Annotated in this window: 14 protein-coding genes, 2 pseudogenes and 1 riboswitch; of the genes and pseudogenes, 10 read left to right on the plus strand and 6 right to left on the minus strand. The window is 37.3% G+C overall.

Annotation, left to right across the window (positions count from 1 at the left end; all coding sequences use genetic code 11):
* Positions 1-132: 132 nt before the first annotated feature.
* A pseudogene (locus H8S07_RS05880) lies at positions 133-381 on the minus strand (ATPase); the annotation flags it as partial.
* A 36-nt stretch (positions 382-417) separates the two neighbouring features.
* On the minus strand, positions 418-2,178 hold the full coding sequence (locus H8S07_RS05885) for a diguanylate cyclase domain-containing protein (RefSeq protein WP_118288244.1): 1,761 nt from the start codon (positions 2,176-2,178) through the stop codon (positions 418-420).
* Positions 2,179-2,403: 225 nt separating this feature from the next.
* On the opposite strand from H8S07_RS05885, the pseudogene H8S07_RS15025 reads away from it, so the two are divergent.
* Both H8S07_RS15025 and H8S07_RS05895 read left to right on the plus strand, forming a co-directional pair.
* Positions 2,404-2,499, plus strand: a pseudogene (locus H8S07_RS15025) (EFR1 family ferrodoxin); the annotation flags it as partial.
* 133 nt (positions 2,500-2,632) lie between these two features.
* Entirely contained in the window at positions 2,633-3,487 is an 855-nt protein-coding gene (locus H8S07_RS05895; RefSeq protein WP_118661279.1) for a hypothetical protein, read from the plus strand.
* A gap of 380 nt (positions 3,488-3,867) precedes the next feature.
* On the opposite strand, the gene H8S07_RS05900 is transcribed toward H8S07_RS05895, so the two are convergent.
* On the minus strand, positions 3,868-4,353 hold the full coding sequence (locus tag H8S07_RS05900; RefSeq protein WP_117537986.1) for an entericidin EcnA/B family protein: 486 nt from the start codon (positions 4,351-4,353) through the stop codon (positions 3,868-3,870).
* 157 nt (positions 4,354-4,510) lie between these two features.
* On the opposite strand from H8S07_RS05900, the gene H8S07_RS05905 reads away from it, so the two are divergent.
* The 6 genes from H8S07_RS05905 (at position 4,511) to H8S07_RS05930 (ending at position 13,487) form a co-directional block, all read left to right on the plus strand.
* Positions 4,511-5,185 (plus strand): response regulator transcription factor, encoded by a 675-nt coding sequence (locus H8S07_RS05905; protein ID WP_044919842.1) that lies wholly within the window; start codon positions 4,511-4,513, stop codon positions 5,183-5,185.
* Entirely contained in the window at positions 5,182-6,534 is a 1,353-nt protein-coding gene (locus H8S07_RS05910) for a sensor histidine kinase (protein WP_117537985.1), read from the plus strand. Before H8S07_RS05905 ends, H8S07_RS05910 begins: the two co-directional genes overlap by 4 nt.
* A 354-nt stretch (positions 6,535-6,888) precedes the next feature.
* Complete coding sequence (locus H8S07_RS05915) at positions 6,889-8,718, plus strand: ABC transporter substrate-binding protein (RefSeq protein WP_186855646.1); 1,830 nt, start codon at positions 6,889-6,891, stop codon at positions 8,716-8,718.
* Between the two features lie 145 nt (positions 8,719-8,863).
* Positions 8,864-11,008 carry an ATP-binding protein gene (locus H8S07_RS05920; protein ID WP_186855647.1) on the plus strand — a complete coding sequence of 715 codons (2,145 nt, stop codon included), beginning with the start codon at positions 8,864-8,866 and terminating at the stop codon, positions 11,006-11,008.
* 136 nt (positions 11,009-11,144) lie between these two features.
* Positions 11,145-11,294 (plus strand): hypothetical protein, encoded by a 150-nt coding sequence (locus H8S07_RS05925; protein WP_243175972.1) that lies wholly within the window; start codon positions 11,145-11,147, stop codon positions 11,292-11,294.
* A 174-nt stretch (positions 11,295-11,468) separates the two neighbouring features.
* Positions 11,469-13,487 carry an ATP-binding protein gene (locus tag H8S07_RS05930; protein ID WP_186855648.1) on the plus strand — a complete coding sequence of 673 codons (2,019 nt, stop codon included), beginning with the start codon at positions 11,469-11,471 and terminating at the stop codon, positions 13,485-13,487.
* Positions 13,488-13,528: 41 nt separating this feature from the next.
* Positions 13,529-13,604: riboswitch (cyclic di-GMP riboswitch) on the plus strand.
* Between the two features lie 94 nt (positions 13,605-13,698).
* Here the strand turns inward: H8S07_RS05930 and H8S07_RS05935 are convergent.
* Both H8S07_RS05935 and H8S07_RS05940 read right to left on the minus strand, forming a co-directional pair.
* Positions 13,699-14,055: a VOC family protein gene (locus H8S07_RS05935; RefSeq protein WP_021859506.1), complete on the minus strand. Its 357-nt coding sequence runs from the start codon at positions 14,053-14,055 to the stop codon at positions 13,699-13,701.
* The gene (locus H8S07_RS05940) at positions 14,052-14,738 is read right to left on the minus strand and encodes an MBL fold metallo-hydrolase (protein ID WP_186855649.1); all 687 of its coding nucleotides are present in this window, start codon (positions 14,736-14,738) and stop codon (positions 14,052-14,054) included. Before H8S07_RS05940 ends, H8S07_RS05935 begins: the two co-directional genes overlap by 4 nt.
* Before the next feature lie 836 nt (positions 14,739-15,574).
* On the opposite strand from H8S07_RS05940, the gene H8S07_RS05945 reads away from it, so the two are divergent.
* Complete coding sequence (locus tag H8S07_RS05945) at positions 15,575-17,272, plus strand: carbon starvation CstA family protein (RefSeq protein WP_117537978.1); 1,698 nt, start codon at positions 15,575-15,577, stop codon at positions 17,270-17,272.
* A gap of 167 nt (positions 17,273-17,439) precedes the next feature.
* Here the strand turns inward: H8S07_RS05945 and H8S07_RS05950 are convergent, their stop codons facing one another.
* Positions 17,440-17,730 (minus strand): hypothetical protein, encoded by a 291-nt coding sequence (locus H8S07_RS05950; RefSeq protein WP_021859509.1) that lies wholly within the window; start codon positions 17,728-17,730, stop codon positions 17,440-17,442.
* Between the two features lie 216 nt (positions 17,731-17,946).
* Between H8S07_RS05950 and H8S07_RS05955 the strand changes: the two genes are divergently transcribed.
* Entirely contained in the window at positions 17,947-21,522 is a 3,576-nt protein-coding gene (locus tag H8S07_RS05955; RefSeq protein WP_186855650.1) for a fibronectin type III domain-containing protein, read from the plus strand.
* Positions 21,523-21,694 lie beyond the last annotated feature (172 nt).

Below are 21,694 nucleotides of genomic sequence, written 5' to 3' on the forward strand. Positions count from 1 at the left end.
AGAAGTTTCAGTAGAGAGTGTTGAAGATTAAAAAACAAAATATTTTAATAAATAACGCCGGTGCGGGATTTTTGATATCCAGTACTGGCGTTATTTATTCTACAGGGGCTTGGGGGTGTCAGTTCGCCTTGCTTATTCTTGTAGTAACCAATCGGCTATATCGTGAATTACGATTCCTTCATAGCTATATTGGGGATGTTTGGTTCTAGCAATAATCATTTTCGGATAAGCATCTCGAATCTGAAGCCGAGGAAAGCATTCTCTCTCAAATGTTTACTGCCCGGAAATGTTGTCGCTGATCTGAATATAAAACTTCTCGTTGCTTCTCTGAGCAACAAAGTCGATTTCCTTTTGATAGAGCTTGCCGACATAAACATTATATGAAAATAGATCATACGCTCTGTTTTTTGCAATATTTTATCTTGCGAATTTATCATTGTAACGAATATGCATATCTTCCCAATCCATGAACAATACATAAAATACTTTCCCGTATTGCGGGCTCTCTACAATTCTTCCCTGATCAAGAACAGAAAAATAAGTTCCGTCAGCTTTTCGAAGATGAAAGTGAATATAGTCATTTTCATTGCCATTGTCAATCTGTTCCCAGATACTTGATTCTATCTGTTGCTGTTCATCTTCACGAATCAAGTTGCGAAAACTTTTCTCAGTAAGTCTGAACAGTTCATCTATATCTTTATATCCGGACATATGAAGAAATTCATCATTTGCAAAAAATAGTTCATCATCTTCTTTGTCAGCTCTGTATATGATGAATGCACCTGGAAGATGTTCAGAGATATCCTTGAATGTGAATCCAAGTTGTTTGCGGGCACCTGACCGAAATCCTTCTCTGTAGACCATACATCCATTTTTTCCACGAAGCTTTATTTCATAAAGAGCGGCATCTGCGCAGCGCATGAGTTGTGAACGATTGGATGCAAATGTTGGATATTCTGCATATCCTAGAGAAATATAAAATGCATGTTCCTTACCATGGTATGAGAATGATTTAGGAAGTTTGGTGAATTTCTGCAGCTGTATATCTGCTTCTGCAAAAGTACAATTTGGTAAAAGAATGCAGAATTCGTCACCACCATTTCTTCCAAGTAATGCATCGGATGGGAAAAAAGTCTTCATGCTGTCTGCAAGATTCTTTAGTGCCCTGTCTCCGTAATTATGTCCATAGATATCATTAATAAACTTGAAATCATCGATATCAAGGAGCGCAGCCACAAAATGTGCTTTTTGATTTTTTTGAATCATTTTTTCTGCAAATTCATCAAATCCATAGCGGTTATAAATATTTGTAAGAGAATCTGTGCGCGCCAGTATCTGAAACTTTTTCTTATGTTCATTTTCTACTAACCATATTCTGGTAAGAACTGACAGGAGAAGGCTTATTGTAAGAAACATTCCGATGATGATTATCAGTAGAGTGGCATTTCTCCATCCACTTTTAGGACTTACTTCAAATTTCCAGTTTTCATCTCCTATTGTAAATGTATAAGAAACAGGATGATTTGTTTGCCCATCTGATTGATAAACCACTTTATAAGTATCACTCCATGGAGCGACTGTTTTTGAAATTTTATATTCGTATCCAAAATTTGAAAGTGCACTGATTGAATCTGAAAAAATATCCGGAACACGCAGGATAACAATAGTAAATCCCCAGAAATACTCATGTCCGTTTTTATCTTTCAGGTATACGGGATTGCGGACTGCAATTCCATATCCTCTCTGTTTTAATTTGAAGGGGCCCTGCGTAATGATTGTATGGTTGTCTCTTGCGTAACAGGAAATTTTTCCGCGGTCTTTATCATGGATCAAATCAATCTTACCTGTCTCATTTCCATTAGCCGGATAAATATCTGTAACAACACCATTAGGAGCGAGCTGTACACTTTCAATAGAATCAGACATAAGATTTCCTGCAATTGTTTCAAACTGATGGATTTCGCCATCTTCACTTATTAAGATTTGCTTCAAGGTATCTGTGATCTCAATTCCATTTGTAATTTCATTCTTTATTCGTTCGCCATAGGTGGCTACGTTTAATTGTGCTGTTATGTGTCTCTGCTCTTTTTCGTGGGTGTCTGTTTTGTATACAATCAAACTAACAAGGCATATGCCCAGTAAAAAAGTGATAAGAGGCACAAGTGCTTTTTTTTTCACTTGGTTCACCTCGTTTTGTCTATGGGAATTTTTACAATAAAGCATTATAGCACAGAAATCGAAAAACAGAATAGGTTTTATGAAAAAAGGAAAGCTTACAGGTGCGAAGCGAATCTGGTTTGTGATGGATTGTGGCAGTGAAATCGGAGATGCAGCAAAATATAATCGCAGGCTTGCCGAGAAAAAGAAATGGCAGTATATGGGAACAGCGCAGATTGTGATGCCTGTACACATTGTATGGCATGCATCTGCTATTGCCCGGCGGAAGCTATCGAATATGGAAAGAAGAGCGTTGGAAAACCACGCTATCATCTGGATTGATAAATGTAAAGAAATATTAAGAATATTATTCTATATTTTTAATAATTGTTTGCTATAATAATTTCGTAAATGAAGAGCATATCTTTATATTAGAACAGTGTTTTTGTGTAGTGCAATAGAAGGAGAAATCATCATGAAAAATACTTATTTCAAATCAGTAAAAGTAGCTTTGTCCTGTGCCCTTGTGGCATCTATGTGTCTGGCATTTCCGACGATGACGAAGGCGGCATCTGTAAGAAATGTGCCGGTCAAAAAGGAAATATCGGCGGATGTTACCGGCGATGGTAAGATGGATAAGATACTCGTAAAAACAATCATAGGAAAAGATGATTGTGTAAGTCGAGTGAAAATCACAGTAAATAATAAGCTGGCATATTCTAAGAGTTATGCAAATCAGGGCATCAACTCTGTGAATGCGAAGTATGCCAGAATGACAAATAAAAATGAATTCGTCCAGCTGATGGCAATCGGTGATAATGACTGTATCAATGACAACAAAATTTACAGATATGATAATAAATCCAAAAAGTTTGTATGTGTAAGTAAATTAGATGATACAGCATGCGAGATCGTATCTGCAAAGAAAAACAGCCTGACGCTCAAACATGCAGATCAGCCGGCTGAAACAGGTTGGCTCAATTGGACGATGGATTATCGAGTAAGCAACAACAAGCTTGTATTAGCAGATGCAACAACATCTACTGTAAAAAGTATAATCGGCAATGACCGCAACGATTACTACAGTAAATTATTTAAGAAAAACACTTTTGTAACTGCAAAAAAAGTAAACCTCTATAACGGTAGTAAAGTCGCATGTAAAGTTCCGGCAGGAAAGAAAGTAGTTTTGAAAAAGCTTACATTCTCTAACGGAAAAATTTATCTTGAGTTCCGGTATGGAAAGAAGGCTGGCTGGATGAGTGTAAATAATGAAAATTATAATTACAGATCACCTTATTTCAAATCCGTTTCCAATCGATTAGTTGGATAGAGCCGGTGACAGAGTAATTGAAAAAGAGTATAATGAGTCCTCTAAAATTGCAATTGGGAAATGAAAAATGATCAATTTCCAGCTAACATTTGGGTTCCACTCTGTTGTTACCCCTTATTCGGGGATGTAAATCAGAAAAAGGTGGGAAAAGAAACAATCTCTCCCAACTGTTGCTGATCTATGACAGAATAATGCTCGAATCTTATTATATCTGATGTCTATTAACAGTTTACTAAAAAAGAGCATGTGGAGAAAATCCATATGCTCTTTTCTGTACTAAATTTCAGAAAAATACAAAATTTTCAAAAAATAATTATCTACCTCCTACCCGATTTTAGAAATTAAGAAAGTTCTGCCACATTCTTGTAGCCCAGACGGAATTAATCATCAATGCCGTATTTGTTTTCCAGCGCTTCTTCTGCTAATTCCAGTTCATCTTCCAGTTTTTCAATCGCGCGTTCTCTCGCTTTGTATGTCTCGAAGCTAATCTCTTTCATCTGGTAAGCATGCTCAAATTCATCATCAAGTTTATCCAGTTCATCATCGACTGCGTCTATCTGTTTTTTCAAAGTGTAGAAATGTTTGTGATTCTCAGATGCATTTGAAGATGTTTTTGCGTTGTTTACTTTCTTTGTTATTTTACGGATATCGTTTTCATAAGAAGAGAAATCATAATCCTTTTCGTTCACATTCTCTACTGTGTTTTCTGTGTTACTGATGTTATCATCATCGTCATCTGTATTTGATGTTACAACTTCCTGTGTCTTAATTTCCATATCTTCTGCAGCTTCATTATTGGATGAGGTGCATCCTGTAAAAGCAAATATTAATGTGAGGGATAATAAAACTACTAATAATTTTTTCATAACATATTCTCCTTTCGGCTCTTGGGTGTTTTGTTTTTGCTGTTATATGTATCATATAGGGGGAAGATTAAAAAAAGATTAAAACAAATAGTAATTTCAGAAAATGAAAAAAAGGGCTCTAGCACCAGAAAACGATTGGTATTATAATAATTACATTATGAGATTACTGATTGTAGAAGACGAAAATGATTTAAGAAACATTGTCAAAAAAAGGCTTGTCAAGGAACATTACAGTGTAGATGCCTGTGGGGATGGTCTGGAAGCGATGGATTATATCGATATGACTTCCTACGATGGTATTATTCTTGATATCATGTTGCCGGGAAAGGACGGATATGAAATCTTAAGAGAATTAAGGCGGCGAGAAGATGATACACCGGTTCTGTTACTGACAGCAAAAGACAGCATTGAAGATCGCGTCAAAGGACTGGATCTTGGTGCCGATGATTACCTGATCAAACCATTTGCATTTGAAGAACTGCTTGCAAGAATCCGTGTCATGATGCGTAGAAAGCCACAATTTACATCCAATCAACTAAAAATAGCAGATCTTATTCTGGATCGTGACACAAGAAAGGTTACAAGAGCCGGGAACGAGATTGATCTTTCTGCAAAAGAATTTATGGTTTTGGAATGTCTTATGCGCAACAAAAATATCGTAATGACAAGACAGCAGATTGAGCAGAATGCGTGGGACTTTGATTTTGAAGGTGGTTCCAATGTGATCGACGTATACATTCGCTATTTGCGAAAAAAAATCGATGCACAATATGAACAAAAACTCATCCACACTGTTCGCGGTGTCGGATATGTAATGAGGGAAAACGAATGAAACAGCTGACGATCAAGAAAAAAATTACGCTATGGTACACCGGAATCATTGCCGTAGTTCTTGGGACTATTTTAGTTTTCGTCCTTCTTTTTGTGGATAGGGTTGGAATTTCTGCGACAGAAGAAGAAATCAGTGCCGCAGTGACCGGTTTCTCTTCAAATATTAATTTTCAGGATGATTCCTTTTATCTTGACGGCGATACCGAATTTTACGATGACGGTATTATGTTTTGTATTTATGACAAAAACGGACGATTACTTTATGGAACGATTCCAACCCAATTTCCAGAAGAAATTATCCTCAAGTCGAATACACCGCGAATGATAACCGGATCAAATCGAAAATGGATGATATATGACAGCATTTACACTTACGGTGATGATGACGAAATATGGGTACGAGGAATTACCTCTGTACATTCTATAGAACTTTTCATGCAGACATCCGAGAAAATGCTGTTGATTGTATTTCCATTACTTATTATTCTGATCGGGGTCATCGGATATTTTATGATCAAACGGGCATTGAGACAGGTGGATCTTATCTGCGATGAAGTTGAAAACATCGGCAATGGAAAAGATCTTTCCAAACGATTGTCTCTGCCAAAAGCAAAAGATGAATTATACGAATTGTCGGAGAAATTTAACGGAATGTTCGAGCGATTGGAACTTTCATTTGAGAAGGAGCGTCAATTCACATCAGACGTATCCCATGAACTGCGGACTCCCGTTGCTGTTATCATTTCCCAGTGTGAGTACTTATTGGAAAATGAAAACTTATCTGCGGAAGATAAGGAAGAGATTGCAGTCATCTTAAAGCAGGCAAAACGAATGTCAAAGCTGACAAACGAAATGTTAATGATCGCCAGAAACGAACAGGGCGAGCAGCATCTGATGGAAAAACTGGATTTTGGATTATTAAGCGAATTCGTAATAGAAGAACTGCAGACAAAAGCACAGGAAAAAAATATTGAGATCACCCTGCAAAAGCAGGATGACTTATTTATGAACGGCGACCAGACATTGATTTTGCGTATGATGATAAATTTAATAACAAACGCCATCAATTACGGAAAAATAAATGGACATATCCATGTTATCCTGAAGGTCGAAAATGACCAGATTGTCGGTGAAGTGAAAGATGATGGTATTGGAATAAGTGAGGAACACCTGGACAGAATCTGGGAGCGTTTCTATCGTATAGACAAAAGCCGTTCCAGAGAAAATGGCGGTACCGGACTCGGCCTTTCTATGGTGCGTTGGATTGTAAATCTCCACAATGGAACCATTCATGTTGAAAGTATCGAAGGTATCGGAACGAGTTTTATTTTCCGATTTCCGAAAATATAAGGAGCTATCGCTGTATAGTCATCATGAAGTCATGTTCTTCTATATCCGTAAATTTTATGTCTTTTAAAGTGTGGAGTAATTGTTCTGTGGTATAAGTCCCTTTCAAGGAGCGGTCTTGCTCTTATTTGTACCCCTCTATATAACGAAACGCTCAGAGGCTGTTTTACAGTGGGGGAAAAGAAAAAATAAAAATTTTTTTTACATTAACGTGAAAAATATAGACGTGAAAAAATAGAATGCTATAATTAGAAGAATTGAGACAAAGCAGATGAAAATCTGTGACACAAAGCTAAAGGGCTTGTAAAACGAAAATATTGAAATGTGTTTTAATCGAAAGAATAAGGAAGTTGACGTATGCAAAAAACAAAATGTTATCTGGCCGCATTGGTGTCAGGTGTACTTTTAGTAATTGGTATTTTGGCTGGATGTGGACAATCTAAAAAAGACGATCACCTTACCGTGTATCTGTGGGAAAATCGTTTAATGAAAAATATTGCTCCTTATATCCATGAGCAGTTCCCGGATCAGGATATTGAATTTATTATTGGAAATAATGACACTGATTTATATAGCTATTTTAAAGAGCATGGTGAGTTGCCGGACATCATGACAGTACGTCGATTCTCTGGAACGGATGCGCAGGATTTACAGCCATATCTTATGGATTTTGCTTCTTATGATGTGGTTTCTAAGTACTATTCCTATGCAGTGGAATATTATAAGGATACAGATAATGAAATTCAGTGGTTGCCAATCTGTGCACTTCCGCAGACGATTATTGCCAACAAGACACTGTTTGATCAGTATGGAATCAAAGTTCCGGAAAATTATGAAGAATACGTACAGGTTTGCCAGCAATTTTATGATAAGGGTATAAAACCTTACTCGATGAACCTTGCAGAAGACTGGGCAAATCAAGAAATAATTCAGGCGGCAGCGATTGGTGAATTTACAAGTTTGGCTGGTGTTGACTGGCGAAACAAAGCCGAAACTTCAGCTGGTGAAATAAAATTTGACGACGTACTATGGAAAAGAATTTTTTCGGAAACAAGTCAGTTCCTTAAAGATTCGCATTTTAGTAAAGAGGATATCAATGTTAATGTTAATACAGGAACTCAGATGTTTGTTGAAGGAAAATCAGCAATGTTTCATGGACAGCCTAGAGATATGCAAAAATTCCAAGAACAGATGGATGCGGAACTAATACGTATTCCTTATTTTTCACAGACTTCAGATAGTTCTTTTGTGTATATGTTCCCATCCTTAAATATTGCATTCAATAAAGAATTGGAAAAAAACCAGGAAAAACTGGATACAGCATTAGATGTGCTGGATTGTATGATTTCGGAACAGGGACAAAAACTGATTGCAGATGGAAGTGGTGTGATTTCGTTTAACACAGATGTTCCATCAATGATGCAGAATGTACCAGGCTTGGAAGAAGAAATTAAAGATACTTCTATTTATATCCGATATTCCGCTCAAAAATCATTCGATGCCAGTCTTGAAGCTGTTCACGGATTATTATCAGGAAAAATGGATGAAATGCAGGCTTATAATGCTTTTCGTAGTGCAATGAATAGTAAAGATTCAAAAGAAAAAAGTACAGTGAATTTTGAAAACGAGTATTCCATTTCATTGAATGATAAGAGCGGTCGAGATGCAGCATCATCTATTTTAACTACAATCAGAGAAGAAAATGATGCACAGTTGGCTCTGACACCATATTATTATTATACTTCTTCTATTTACAAAGGAGAATGCACCAGAAGCCGGGTCGGTCTGATGACAGCGAAGAATTCAGATACCCCATTATATCTTGTAAAGCTCAACGGTGAGCAGGTTTATGAACTCGTTAAAAAATATCTTACAGAGGCTGATGAAAATTTTTATGTAACCACAAAATACGAATTGCCGATTGCATCTGGTATGAAAATAATTGTCAAAAACGAAGAAAACGGATTCTCATTAAAGGATATAACAATAAATGATAAAAAAATAGACACAGAAAAAGAATATTCCATTCTTCTTACGGATACGACAAAATCTATTTTAAAAAAATTTAATCCAAAATGCGCTATTGAGCAAATAGGGGATACAACATTATCTAGTGCATGGATTGCGGCCATGTCAAATGGGCAGCAACCGTCAGCACCAGAAGACTATATAGAGGTTGAAAAATAAAGTGCAAATAGAACAAGAGATAATTAAGAGAAAAAAAATAATAATGCCATTGTTTGTCATAATTTTCATCCTTTCAAGTTTTGTTTTTGTAAAGTTTCTGTTGAATAGGATGAATACATATATTGAGGTAAATGGAGAAATCAGTATGGAAGCTGTTGTCGAACAGATTCAACAAACCTATGATATGCAAGTGAGTGGATACTATAGACAGTTACATTTAGTTGAGAGCTATCTGCATAAAGAGAAGAAAATATCCCTTGAAACGGATAATAACCGAAACTTTTTTAAGGCATGGGAAAAAGAATCTGAGAGTACACTTTTATTTCTACAGGAAAATGGAAAAGCTATAACCTCAGATGGAACAAAACTGAAAGTTGATATGCCTAGTAAGCTTTTGCTGGATTTGAGAAACGGATTTAATATTGGAAAATTGGTCGCTTTTGAATTTGAACAAGTGAAAAAAGACGGTTATTTGGTAGCAATTCCATGTCAGAAATATACGATTAATGGGGAAACTTATACAGCGATTGGAACAGTGTATGATCATTCGAAATTAGACTCTATGTTAGATCTTGGAGGATATGATGGAAGTGCATATCTCTTCATGTTGGATGATGATGGAAATATTACTTATACGAACCAGAAGGATGACATTTTTTTCCGAAATTATTCATTACTGAAACATTTGAAAAGTGATTATGCTATAACAGCAAAAGAGTTTGATTCTCTGAATAAAAAGATTGCGGGGAGAAAAAAGGGAGTAGAACTTTTGGGGAAAGATGAGCCTTATTATTTGGGATATTGTCCGATAGAAAGCAACAATACGATGTTGATTTGTATTGTAAAAAAAGCGACAGTAGATAATGTGTTGAAAGAATACCAGAAAATGATTGGGTTTACTACAATGCTCATGACAGGATTTATAATCTTGCTTTTTGCTGGATTATTCTACAGTATTTCCAGATTCAGTATTGCAAATCAAAAAGTTAAATTTGAAAAAAGAAACAATGAGCTTCAGGCAATGGCTATAAGCGAAATGGAAGAAGCTAATAAAAATCTGAAAAAGGCTAAGAACATTGCTACTGAGGCTCTACAGACCGCTGAAAATGCAAATAAGGCAAAAACAGATTTTTTATCCAATATGTCGCATGATATTCGCACACCTATGAACGCAATCATTGGTATTATATCATTAATCAGACATAATGCCGGAGACAAAGAAAAAGTTATAGAGTATGCAGATAAAATAGCTATTTCTTCTCAGCATCTATTAGGAATTATTAATGATGTTTTGGATATGAGCAAGATTGAAGCTGGAAAAACAGTTTTCAAATATTCTGATTTTTCTATTCTGGATTCTATAGAAGAACTCAATACAATATTTCATTCACAGGCAAACGAAAAAAATCAGAGTTTTATAATCACAAAAGAAAACCTTAAACATGAGTGGGTAAATGGCGACAAGGTTCATCTGATGCAGATTTTCAGTAATCTGTTGTCTAATGCAATAAAGTACACACAGGAAGGTGGAGTAATCCAGTTTATCGCAGAAGAAAGTGAGACAAACTCTTCTACATATGGAAAATATCATTTTATAGTCAGTGACAATGGTATGGGAATGTCTGCTGATTTTAAAGAAACTATCTTTGACGCGTTTACTCGTGCAGAAAGTTCTGTAACAAACAAAATACAGGGAACTGGTCTGGGAATGGCAATCACTAAAAATCTGGTTGAATCGATGGGGGGAACGATTGAGGTTGAAAGCGAACCGAATCGCGGAAGTAGTTTTGAAGTAATCTTAAATCTAAAAATTGTGGAGAACAGAGTAGTTTCTTCGACAGAACAGATAGAAATGCATGAGACAGATAGTGATATTCTGGATGGAATGCGCTTCCTTTGTGCAGAGGATAATGAGTTGAATGCAGAAATCCTAATGGAATTATTAAAGCTTGAAGGTGCAGAGTGTACTATTTGTGAAAATGGCAAAAGGATTTTGGAAGCATTTGAACAGTCCGTGCCCGGTGAGTATGATATGATCTTGATGGATGTACAAATGCCTGTTATGAATGGTTATGAGGCAACGGAGGCAATCCGTAGAAGTTCACATGAACAGGCAAAGACGATCCCGATTATTGCCATGACTGCCAATGCATTTTCAGAGGATATGCAGCACACTCTCGCTGCTGGAATGAATGCTCATATTTCAAAACCAGTTGATATGAAGTTGCTGAAGAAAACCATAAGAAATATAAAACTTGGAGGGGACGAAGCCCAATTTATTGATCAATAATCACTAAAGAGAAATAAGAAGGACAAGAAACAAAAAATACTCATTGTAGATGATTCAAAATTTAACACTTTTGGATGTGGCATTCATGACATTGACGCTGCCGTCCTCGTTGTAAGTTGCAACCATCAGAACCGGCATGGAATTTGAAGATAAGGGCTGTCTGGTTGCTATGCTTAACTGGTGGCTGATGGCATGGGATATGAACCCAGCGTGGAAAGGCGGCCATGGCGGTGGTGAGGAAACAGCTGCAAAATATTATTATTTCTTCTTGGGGAAATTGTCATGAACATATGTCATGAAAAAATGATGGCGGAATAATATGTCGCTGTGATATAATAAAGTAAGCAATTTGACATGTATATTCAGACTTTTTTGGAAGAGAATGAAACGTGGATAAATTTTAAAAATAAAACAGAAAACTTAAAGCCTTTTCAGTCTTTTTTTAGAGAGAGGGAAGCGTATGAATGATTTCAAAAAACTTACAGAGCAACTTTTGAAAATATATATTAATGCCGAATCAATAAATGATTTTGGTATAGAGAATTATTTTGATGAAAATATTAGTCTGATTGGAACCGGGAAACATGAGTTGTTTACGAATCTACATGAGTTTTTAGAATCATTTAAAGTTGGTATAAAACGAAGAGGTAAAATCAGAATCGAAGTACAAAATTTACATCAGGAAGAAGAACGGCTTGATGATGACCATGTTCTTGTACATGGAACAGGAGATTTTATTGGTCTGTTTAAAGATGGTTCGATCTGTTTTAAAATGGAGACAAGATTTACGATTATCTATAAGTGGACGAATGGAAAATGGCTGGTTCAACATCTGCATCAGTCAACACCGGATTTGGAGCAGATGGACGGCGAAGAGTTCCCTCTTACATTGGGAGAGCAGGTGAAAAAAAACCGGCAGGCCTTTCATGCATTAGGCACTGCCTATTATCAAATCTCAAGGCTGAACTTAAAAACGAAAAAGATCGAACTTGTCAAAAGATCCCGAAAAACAGATTTGGATATAAAAGATAATATCGCAGATTGGAAGCCTCAGTTCAAGATTATAGAAGATATTATAGCAGAGCCATTTGTGCAGAAGTATATAGATTTTTTTGATATACAAACCATGGCGGCACGTCTTCATAATAAAGAATCTATGTCTTCTGAATTCAAAAAGAAGAATGGATCATGGTTTCTTTCCATGGTTGTTCCGCAGAGTTATGATAAAAATGGAAATGTTACATCCGTGCTGATTGCGAATCGAGATGTGACAGATGAAAAAATGCGGGAATTAAAGCAAGAGGAAGAATTGCGGGAAGCTAAATTAAAAGCAGAACGTGCAAATAAAGCAAAATCATCATTTCTGTATAATATGTCTCATGACATCAGGACTCCTATGAATGCGATCATTGGCTATGCAGATCTCGCATCCAGACATTTGAAAGAAACAGATAAACTTGGCAGATATCTTGAAGAAATCCAAATATGCGGAAAAGAACTTTTGTCGATGCTAGGTAATGTTTTGGACATTGCAAGAATTGAAAATAACAAGGTCGAAATGGAATACACTGTTTCGAATGTCCATGAATGCTTTGAAAATTGTGTCATTATGTTCCAACAACAGGCAGAAAGTAAAAACCAGACAATCTCTCTGGCAGAACAAATCATGTATCCGTATGTATATATGGATGCACCGCACCTGTCAGAAGTCTGTCTTAATATTATAAGCAATGCAATAAAGTATACAAATACAGGAGGTACGATATCCTGTAATGTTATACAGAAATCTTGCGAAAGAGAAGATTGGTGCAATATGATCGTTACTATTACCGATAATGGAATTGGTATGTCTGAGGAATTTCAAAAGCGTATTTTTGAAATTTTTGAAAGAGAACGTAACACTACATCCAGTCATATTGAGGGCAGCGGCATCGGAATGTGCATTACGAAAAAGCTTGTTGAACTCATGGATGGAACTATAGAAGTGAAAAGCAAGCAAGGTAAAGGTTCCACATTTACAGTAACTATTCCATGTAGGAAAGCATCAAAAGAAGACTCTATAGTGAAGAAAAATAGTAATCTGAGCAATAAGAATTGCTTGAATGGTGTTCGAATCTTATTAGTCGAAGATAATAAGATCAACACGGAGATTGCAACAGAACTATTGAAGGAAGAAGGCTGTATTGTTGAGACCGCAAATGATGGTGTTGCATGCGTTGACATGATTGAAAAAGCGGATGCCGGTTATTACAAGATGATCCTTATGGATATTCAGATGCCGGTTATGAACGGATATGATGCCACATTAGCAATCCGAAAGATGAAGGATACGAAAAAAGCCAGGATTCCGATTATTGCGATGACTGCCAATGCCTTTGCAGAAGATACACAAAAGGTTCTTTCTGTTGGAATGAATGCTCATGTTGCAAAGCCTGTTGATATGAACATTCTTGTGCCAACAATGATGAAATATTTATAATAAACAGAATTAATGAAAAATGTACAATATAATACAAATAAAAGATTCGTCGGCAAATCAGTCGAAAGGCTGAGACGCAAAGCTATAGGGTCTGTAAAATGACAGCCAGTTGCAACGTTTAAGATGCACTGCCTGAAAAGGCAGTGCATTTTTCCTTTAGAGTTATGCCGTGAAATAACTTGTTAATTATGTCGACCCCCCTTCGTTTTGTTTAAGGCAGGATTTCAAGCCAGTACCCGTCCGGATCTTCAATGAAATAGATGCCCATTTCCGGGTTTTCAAAGCAAATGCAGCCCATTTCTTCATGCTTCTTGTGAGCTGCTTTATAATCATCTGCTTTAAATGCCAGATGAAATTCACATTCGCCAAGATCATATGCCTGCGGGTGTTCCTTAAGCCAGGTCAGTTCCAGTTCGAAATCACTGGAATCATTGCTTAAATATGCAATGATAAAATCGTCTGTAGTTTTTCTTCTTACTTCATGTAAGTCAAGTGCATCATTGTAAAATTTGATGGATTTGTCCAGGTCGGACACATTGTAGTTTTCGTGAATCATCTTAAAGCTCATAGTTCTTCTCCTTTTGCTAATTCTGTATTTCTGATTCGTGATGGGTATTGTGGATATTCGGTAATGAATCTGGTGATTATATCCGGCTTATTCCAATAATGCATTGGAAAAACATTTTTGCAGTCTATATTATCCAGAAAATAAATCATTCCGTCTGCATAGTGGCTTTCCTGCCTTGGATCAAGAGGGACGAAAGCAACATCAAAATGATCGCCCTTGATCTTGTTAATCTCAGCACGATACATAGAGGTCATCTGGCGGTTGTCTTCATCAGACTCGCCCTCCCAATACCAGTCATTCAGGTCACCGGCATGGTAGATCGTGCCATCGTCTGTTTTGACGATAAATGCGACACCACTGTCGTTAGAAAGCAGTGTATGGATGCGCGTACCGTTGTCAAGAATATATTCCTGATCATGATGAGCAGTTGTGATCTTCACTCCTGCCGGGTACTTCTTTTTGCTGATATCTTTCGCTAAAACTGCCTGATAAGTCATTTCCATATCATTCAGAATCTTAAAAATCTTTGGATTGAAATGATCCGGATGAAAATGACTGCAAAAGACGATAACCTCTTTACTCTTATCAAGTTTTGGAAGCTCCCCTTTATAGTAGTCAAAAATGTAGTAGCAGTCCGCAGTTTCAACCAAAAATCCACTGTGGTTAATGTAAGTTATTTGCATAATATCACCTGTTATTATACTTTTTCATATTCTGTAAACTCCAGGTCGGAGCAGTAGAATATGTATATTATAAGTTACAATTTATTATACCTTTTCACAGTATATAATGCCAGAGGCAAAAACTGAAAACACGATGTGCTTGCCAGGAAGTGTTTTTTAGTTCGCAGATGTTATTAAAAAGTTCATTATGAATATAAGCATTGCCTGTGGAATAAAGAAGCATAATATCAGGCTGATGTTCAATGGTCATTCTTACAATAATGCAAATGCATGTTGTAAATGGAACAGAAAAGTATATTATTAACGAAAATTTTATAAATATGCATAAAAAATACTCGGAAAAATCAATAAAGTTGTTGAAATATAATCTTGAAATTCAAAACAAAAAAGTGTAAAACATTATGTATAAAAAATAAATTGATAAAAACATATATATAAGAAATGCGATGAAAGGGATACGTCACAAAACATCCGGAATTCAGAGAGTCGTTGGTTGGTGTGAAACGACAGAAAGACTTTTGAGATATCACCCAGGAGCATCCCGCTGAACAGACGGAATCAGGAAGAGCATAAAAAGTAGGCAGGGACGTAATCTTCACGTTACAGAAGAAACTGTTTAAAGAAAATTTTATTCAGAAGTTGAACAGACAGATTATAATAAAGAATCTGCATAAAATATTTTGGGTAGACAGTAACAAGTGATTGTAATTAGCAATAATTACAATAATACAAAGTGGTACCACGGAAAGTTCCGCCTTTGTTGTCCGGAAGGACAGCAAAGGCGTTTTTTTATATAGATTACTAATAAATAATAAAAAGAAAAGAGGAATTACTTTATGAGTGGAATATTGATGATGGTAATTGCCATTGTTGTACTCGGAGGAGCATATCTTCTGTATGGCCGTTATCTTCAAAACAAATGGGGCATTGATCCGAATGCCAAAACTCCGGCATATGAGATGGAAGACGGAGTTGATTATGTACCTGCTGACACAAACGTAGTATTTGGACATCAGTTTGCATCAATCGCAGGTGCAGGTCCGATCAACGGACCAATCCAGGCAGCTATTTTCGGATGGCTTCCGGTTCTGCTTTGGATCCTGGTCGGTGGTGTATTCTTCGGCGCTGTTCAGGATTTTGCATCTATGTATGCATCTGTTAAGAACAAAGGACGTACAATCGGTTACATTATTGAAGAGTATATTGGAAAATTAGGAAAGAAATTATTCCTGTTATTCTGCTGGCTGTTCTGTATTCTGGTCGTAGCAGCATTTGCAGATGTTGTAGCCGGAACATTTAACGGATTCAATGCAGATGAAGCCGGAAAGATTACAAAAGTAGTTGCAAACGGAGCTGTAGCAACAACTTCTATGTTATTTATCATTGAAGCTGTCGGACTTGGAATGTTCCTGAAATATACAAAATTCAACAAATGGGTAAACACAGCAGTAGCAATTGTATTATTAGTATTAGCAGTAGCACTTGGACTTCATTTCCCGGTATACTTAAGCCTTGGAGTATGGCATGTCATCATTTTTGCATATATCCTGGTTGCCAGTGTGGCGCCGGTATGGGCATTGCTTCAGCCGCGAGATTATCTGAACAGTTATCTGTTGATCTTCATGATCGTTGGAGCAGTTATTGGTGTATTTGTATCAAATCCATCCTGCAACCTGAAAGCATTTACAAGCTTTAATGTTGACGGACAGTATATGTTCCCAATCTTATTCGTAACAATCGCATGTGGTGCAGTTTCCGGATTCCATTCACTGGTATCTTCCGGTACTGCTTCTAAACAGATCAAGAATGAGAAAAACATGCTTCCTGTATCTTTCGGAGCAATGTTAATGGAGAGTATGCTTGCAGTTATAGCACTGATCGCAGTTGCTTCTTTTGCAAAAGGTGAAGCAGCAGCACAGGGATTGACAACACAGCCACAGATTTTTGCGGGAGCAATCGCAAACTTCCTGTCAGTGGTTGGTTTACCACATAGCCTTGTATTTACACTTATCAACCTTGCAGTATCTGCATTTGCACTGACATCACTTGACTCTGTAGCCAGAGTAGGACGTCTTTCTTTCCAGGAATTCTTCCTTGATGACGATGTAGATCAGGACAACATGAGTCCGTTCTTAAAAGTAGTAACAAATAAATATTTTGCAACCATCATTACTTTAGTACTTGCTTATCTACTTACAAAAGTCGGATATGCAGAGATCTGGCCACTGTTTGGTTCAGCAAACCAGTTATTATCTGTACTTGCACTGGTAGCCTGCGCTGTATTCTTAAAGAAAACAAAACGTCAGGGATTCATGCTCTGGGGACCAATGGTATTCATGATGGCAGTTACATTTACAGCACTTAGCATGACAATCGTTAAATTAAGCAAAGCATTCATGACAACCGGACTGGATGTTGGAAATACTTTACAGCTTATCTTTGCGGTATTACTGCTGATTCTTGGTGTGCTTGTAGCTATTCAGGGAGTGAAGAAATTGCTTGAAAAAACGGACGATAAGAAAGCGACAGCTTAGAGTTTGAGCATAGAGATTGAATGAAATTAAGGAAAGTATGTACTTTCCGGTAAAAAAATAAAAAATAAAAAGGCGAGGCATGACTCTTAAGAATCGTGCCTTGCCTTTTCTCTTATTTCTTCATTTTTTCGCTTGCTATGGAAACGAAAAGTTCTTTATTCTCTGATTTACCCGAAATTCTTCTTCCATAATTCGTCTAATTTATCCAGAGCATCGGATAATTGTGTCTGTTGTTCACTGTTCAAACCATTGATTACCATATCTTCTTCCAGTCCCCAACTGTCGAGATCATCTGCAATCTGTCCGGCGCGTGCACCGCAGCGGATCAGCTTCCGGACAAGAGTTTCTTTCGTTGCTGTCTCAGCAATTCCGTGAAGAGCGCGTCCCTTTGCACAGCTTAATGCATTGATCGGACAGGCGTTCTCACAGCCTGTGCAATGTTCTTCTGTAGTTGCCATTCTATTTCCCTCGTTTCTTAAAAATCATGTTTATATTTTAACGTATAATATAAAACTTGTAAATTATATATCCACAGCATCTCTGCGTTACAAATCTTTGTATTGCAGTGTTATAAGTTAAGAAATTTTCAATGATGATTGAACGTATAAGTGAAAGGATTTTCCTTTTTCTGCCTTTATATAAGTATCAGATTTGGTACGAAAAGGAGGTAGTTTATGAGAAAACGAGCGTGGAAGAGGATTATAAGCACGTTGCTGATCGTGTGTATGCTGGCGGGCGTAGCGCCGGTGACGCAGATGCAGCAGGTGGAAGCATTTGACATCTTAGGAATTGTTGAGAGAATGGGCTGCGTTGTCCGCGGCGGAATGAATGCATATGAGACAGCAAAAAAAGAAAACTGGGATGCAGGAGAAGCATTTTTCGGTACTTTTAAAAATATCGGAAAAGAGATATTAGGACTTAACAATAATGAATCGCCGGGAAGTACGGTTATTGTAAATCAAGTGGATTTAAGCGAGGTACAATCCGAACTTGCCAGTATCCAGAGCTCTCTTGATAAGCAGAGCATTTCCCTGAATAAGCTGGAAAGCGATATGCAGAAGAATACGGAGGAAATCAAAGGTCAGATTGAAGCTCTTGGTAAAAAGATTGAACAGACAGATCAGAAACGAAGTTATGAGGACTATCTGAATAACTATTTTAATTTTTATAATAAGTTTCTGGAAGCAACCGCACGCTGTGAAACTACGCTGAAATCAGCTTATACGGAAGACCCATCACAGGGAGAAAAGAAAGATGAAATTATAAAAAATGCGTATGACAGAGTGTATGAACTGAAAGGTATCGAATATACCGGTGATTATTATTCGTTGATGAATAACATGGGAAAATATATCCAGGGAAAATATGAGAAGACGAATCCGGGATCAGTCATTGATATCTTATGTGCATATTATAAGCTGGCAGGCTACAGCGACAGCCAGATTGCGGATGCGATCAAACAGTTTGTAGCGCAGACGTATTACAGCTATTGCCTGGCAAATTATTATTATATGGCACTGATCTTATATCAGAATACTTATATCAGACAAAATAATCTGGGCAGCTATCAGGTAGGGCAGGATATCCTGTTGTCAAAGTCCGAGATCAAGAATAATTTAAAGACGGTACTGGAAACGAATGTAACAACGACAGCCCAGATGTTCTATGATCTGAATAAACATTTCTGTTCGGTGGAAAATCAGAAAGTGTTATATCAGGGAGATGGTGGTACAACGAACCGTACGTTGAAGGACAGCCAGATGGATGTGGAACCGGGCTCTTCCGCTTCTCTGCCGGAGTCAGAACAGATCCTGGATGCATATTTTGGAAGCAAGTACAGCAAGATATTTGGAAATGTATGTAAATACAGTTATGAATTAGAGGATGCACAATATAAGGATTTTGTTAAAGTAGAAGGCAATACGATTACATTTGATAAGAATCTGGAAAAAGGTAAAGAGCTTAAAGTGGATATGTACTGTACTGTTTCAGATCAGAAGATCAAACTGCACACGTATACATTTACAGTAAAAGAAGGCGGTCCATCAGGTGGTTATGGAACAGAAGAGTATCCGTTTGCAATCAAAACAACAGAGGACTTTAATGCATTTGCCAAAGATTATAGTTTTAATATGAGTGAGTCACATGTGGCATTATTGGCAGATCTGGACTTTTCAAACAAAAAATTCGAGTATGTAAGCGCAGATTTTAAAGGCATCTTTTATGGAAACGGACACAGCATTTCAAATATAAATCTCAAAGAGGCCAGAACGAATTCAACAGGAGTGTTTGACACAATATCCGGTGGTCTGGTGATGGATCTGATAATAAAGAATTGTACGGTTGTTCAAAACTCCAATTATTCAAATAGTAGTACCGGAACATTGGCTGGTACTGTAAAAAACAATGGAAGAATTTTCAGATGTGAAGTTATAGAAGGTAATGTAACGGCATCAAAAGACAGCGGTCATATTTATGTGGGTGGTGTTGCAGGAGAACTGGATGGCGGTATATTGGAAGGTTGTATTGTACGTGATTCGCAAGTGTCAAGCGGAATAGCCGGAGCAAATGATCGTATTGGCTGTCTTGCCGGAAACGTAAAAAATAAAAGCTGTATTACCTATTCAGGAAGAGAAAAGAGTGGCCTGAGGGCTATATGTACAAATGCATATAGTACTGCAGGGGGGCTTGTCGGCTCAGCAAGTGATTCAACTATAAATACTTGCTGGGGATTTCAGGTAACAGATTCAGATAAATATGATTCTGTTATGAAATTTTATGGGTATTATGGAACTTTTGTAGGAAATGCTTACAATTTGAAATCATCCGGCTGCATTCAGTATAATGGTAGTAATGCAAGTGGGTTAAATACGGTTATTGTTGGACATGTGGATAGAGGTTCCGGTATGTCTGTTTATAAAACAGATGATTTTACCTGTGATAAAGTAGGAATTGTACCAAATCCACAGTATCTGACGAATGATACAAGTGTTAAAGGTAATCCGGTACGTCTGGCTCCTGTAACAATGACGCTGCGTACGGATTCTGTAAAGAAGTCGTATTATCATGGAGAAAAACTCGAACTAAACGGCTTGGAAGTAATTACAGAAGCAGGAAAATTGTTTAGTACAGATAATATGCCTTATGAAGTAGAAACAGATTATAATCCAAATAAGTCTGGCAGCTACAATGTAAAGATTTCTGTAGGAAAGATAAGCAGCAGCTTCCAGGTTACCGTAGCAAAAAAGCCACACCATTTTCAGCAGTCTGTGAAAGCTGCAACCTGTACAGAGAATGGAGTTACCTCTTATAAATGTACAGACGCAGGCTGTAACGAAACGCTGAAGGAACAGACCAAACCGGCACTTGGACACGATATGACAAAACACGAAGGAACTCCGGCAACTTGCCAGAAAGATGGCGAAAAGACCTACTGGAAATGTAATCGCTGCAAAAAGCTCTTCCTTGATAAAGAAGGAAAAGAGAATGTCACACAGGAACAGCTCGTAATACCGAAGAGTGATGAACATGCATGGAGTGACTGGGAGTTTATCGGTGAGGGTAAACATAAACGTCACTGTACTACGGAAAGATGTACGGCGGTAGAAGAAGATAACTGCACCACAGATGCACCGAAGGAAAAAGTAATTAAGGCAACGACTTCCAAAGACGGAAAAGTTGAAAAGCAGTGTTCGGTTTGTGGAAATGTATTTTCTTCTGAAGTCCTTCCAAAAGCATCTGGTATCAAGATCGCTGCAACATCTTATACCTACAACGGCAAAGTGAAAACACCATCCGTAACAGTAAAGAACAGCAAAGGCAAAGCACTTGCAAAAACAGATTATTCCATAGCTTATGCGAAGGGACGCAAGAATGTCGGAAGTTATACCGTTACGATCACACTGAAGAATAATTACAGCGGAACAGTGAAGAAGGCATTTAAGATCGTTCCGAAGACAACAAGCATTTCCAAACTGACAACAGGTAAGAAAAAGCTGACTGTGAAGTGGAAAAAACAGGCGACACAGACGACCGGATATCAGTTGCAGTACGGAACATCGTCTAAGTTCAAGGGTGCAAAGACCGCGACGATCACGAAGAATAAAACAGTGAGCAAAGCGATTTCCAAGTTAAAAGCAAAGAAGAAATATTACGTAAGAATCCGCACTTATAAGACTGTGAAAGTGAACGGAAAATCTGTGAAACTTTATTCTGCATGGAGCAAAGCAAAATCGGGACTTACAAAATAAAATGTGGAAAATCCTTTTATTTACCTGCGGGTAAGTGAAAGGATTTTTCTTTTACAAAAAAACGCTTGACTTAACGCTAGTTTGAGGCGCTAGAATAATTCTGGTAATTCAAAGAAAGGGAATTTTTTACAATGTATAATATAGAGTTGGCTTTAAGTAATGTTATGATTAT

This window comes from Dorea hominis (assembly GCF_014287705.1).
Lineage (GTDB): Bacteria > Bacillota > Clostridia > Lachnospirales > Lachnospiraceae > Dorea_D > Dorea_D hominis.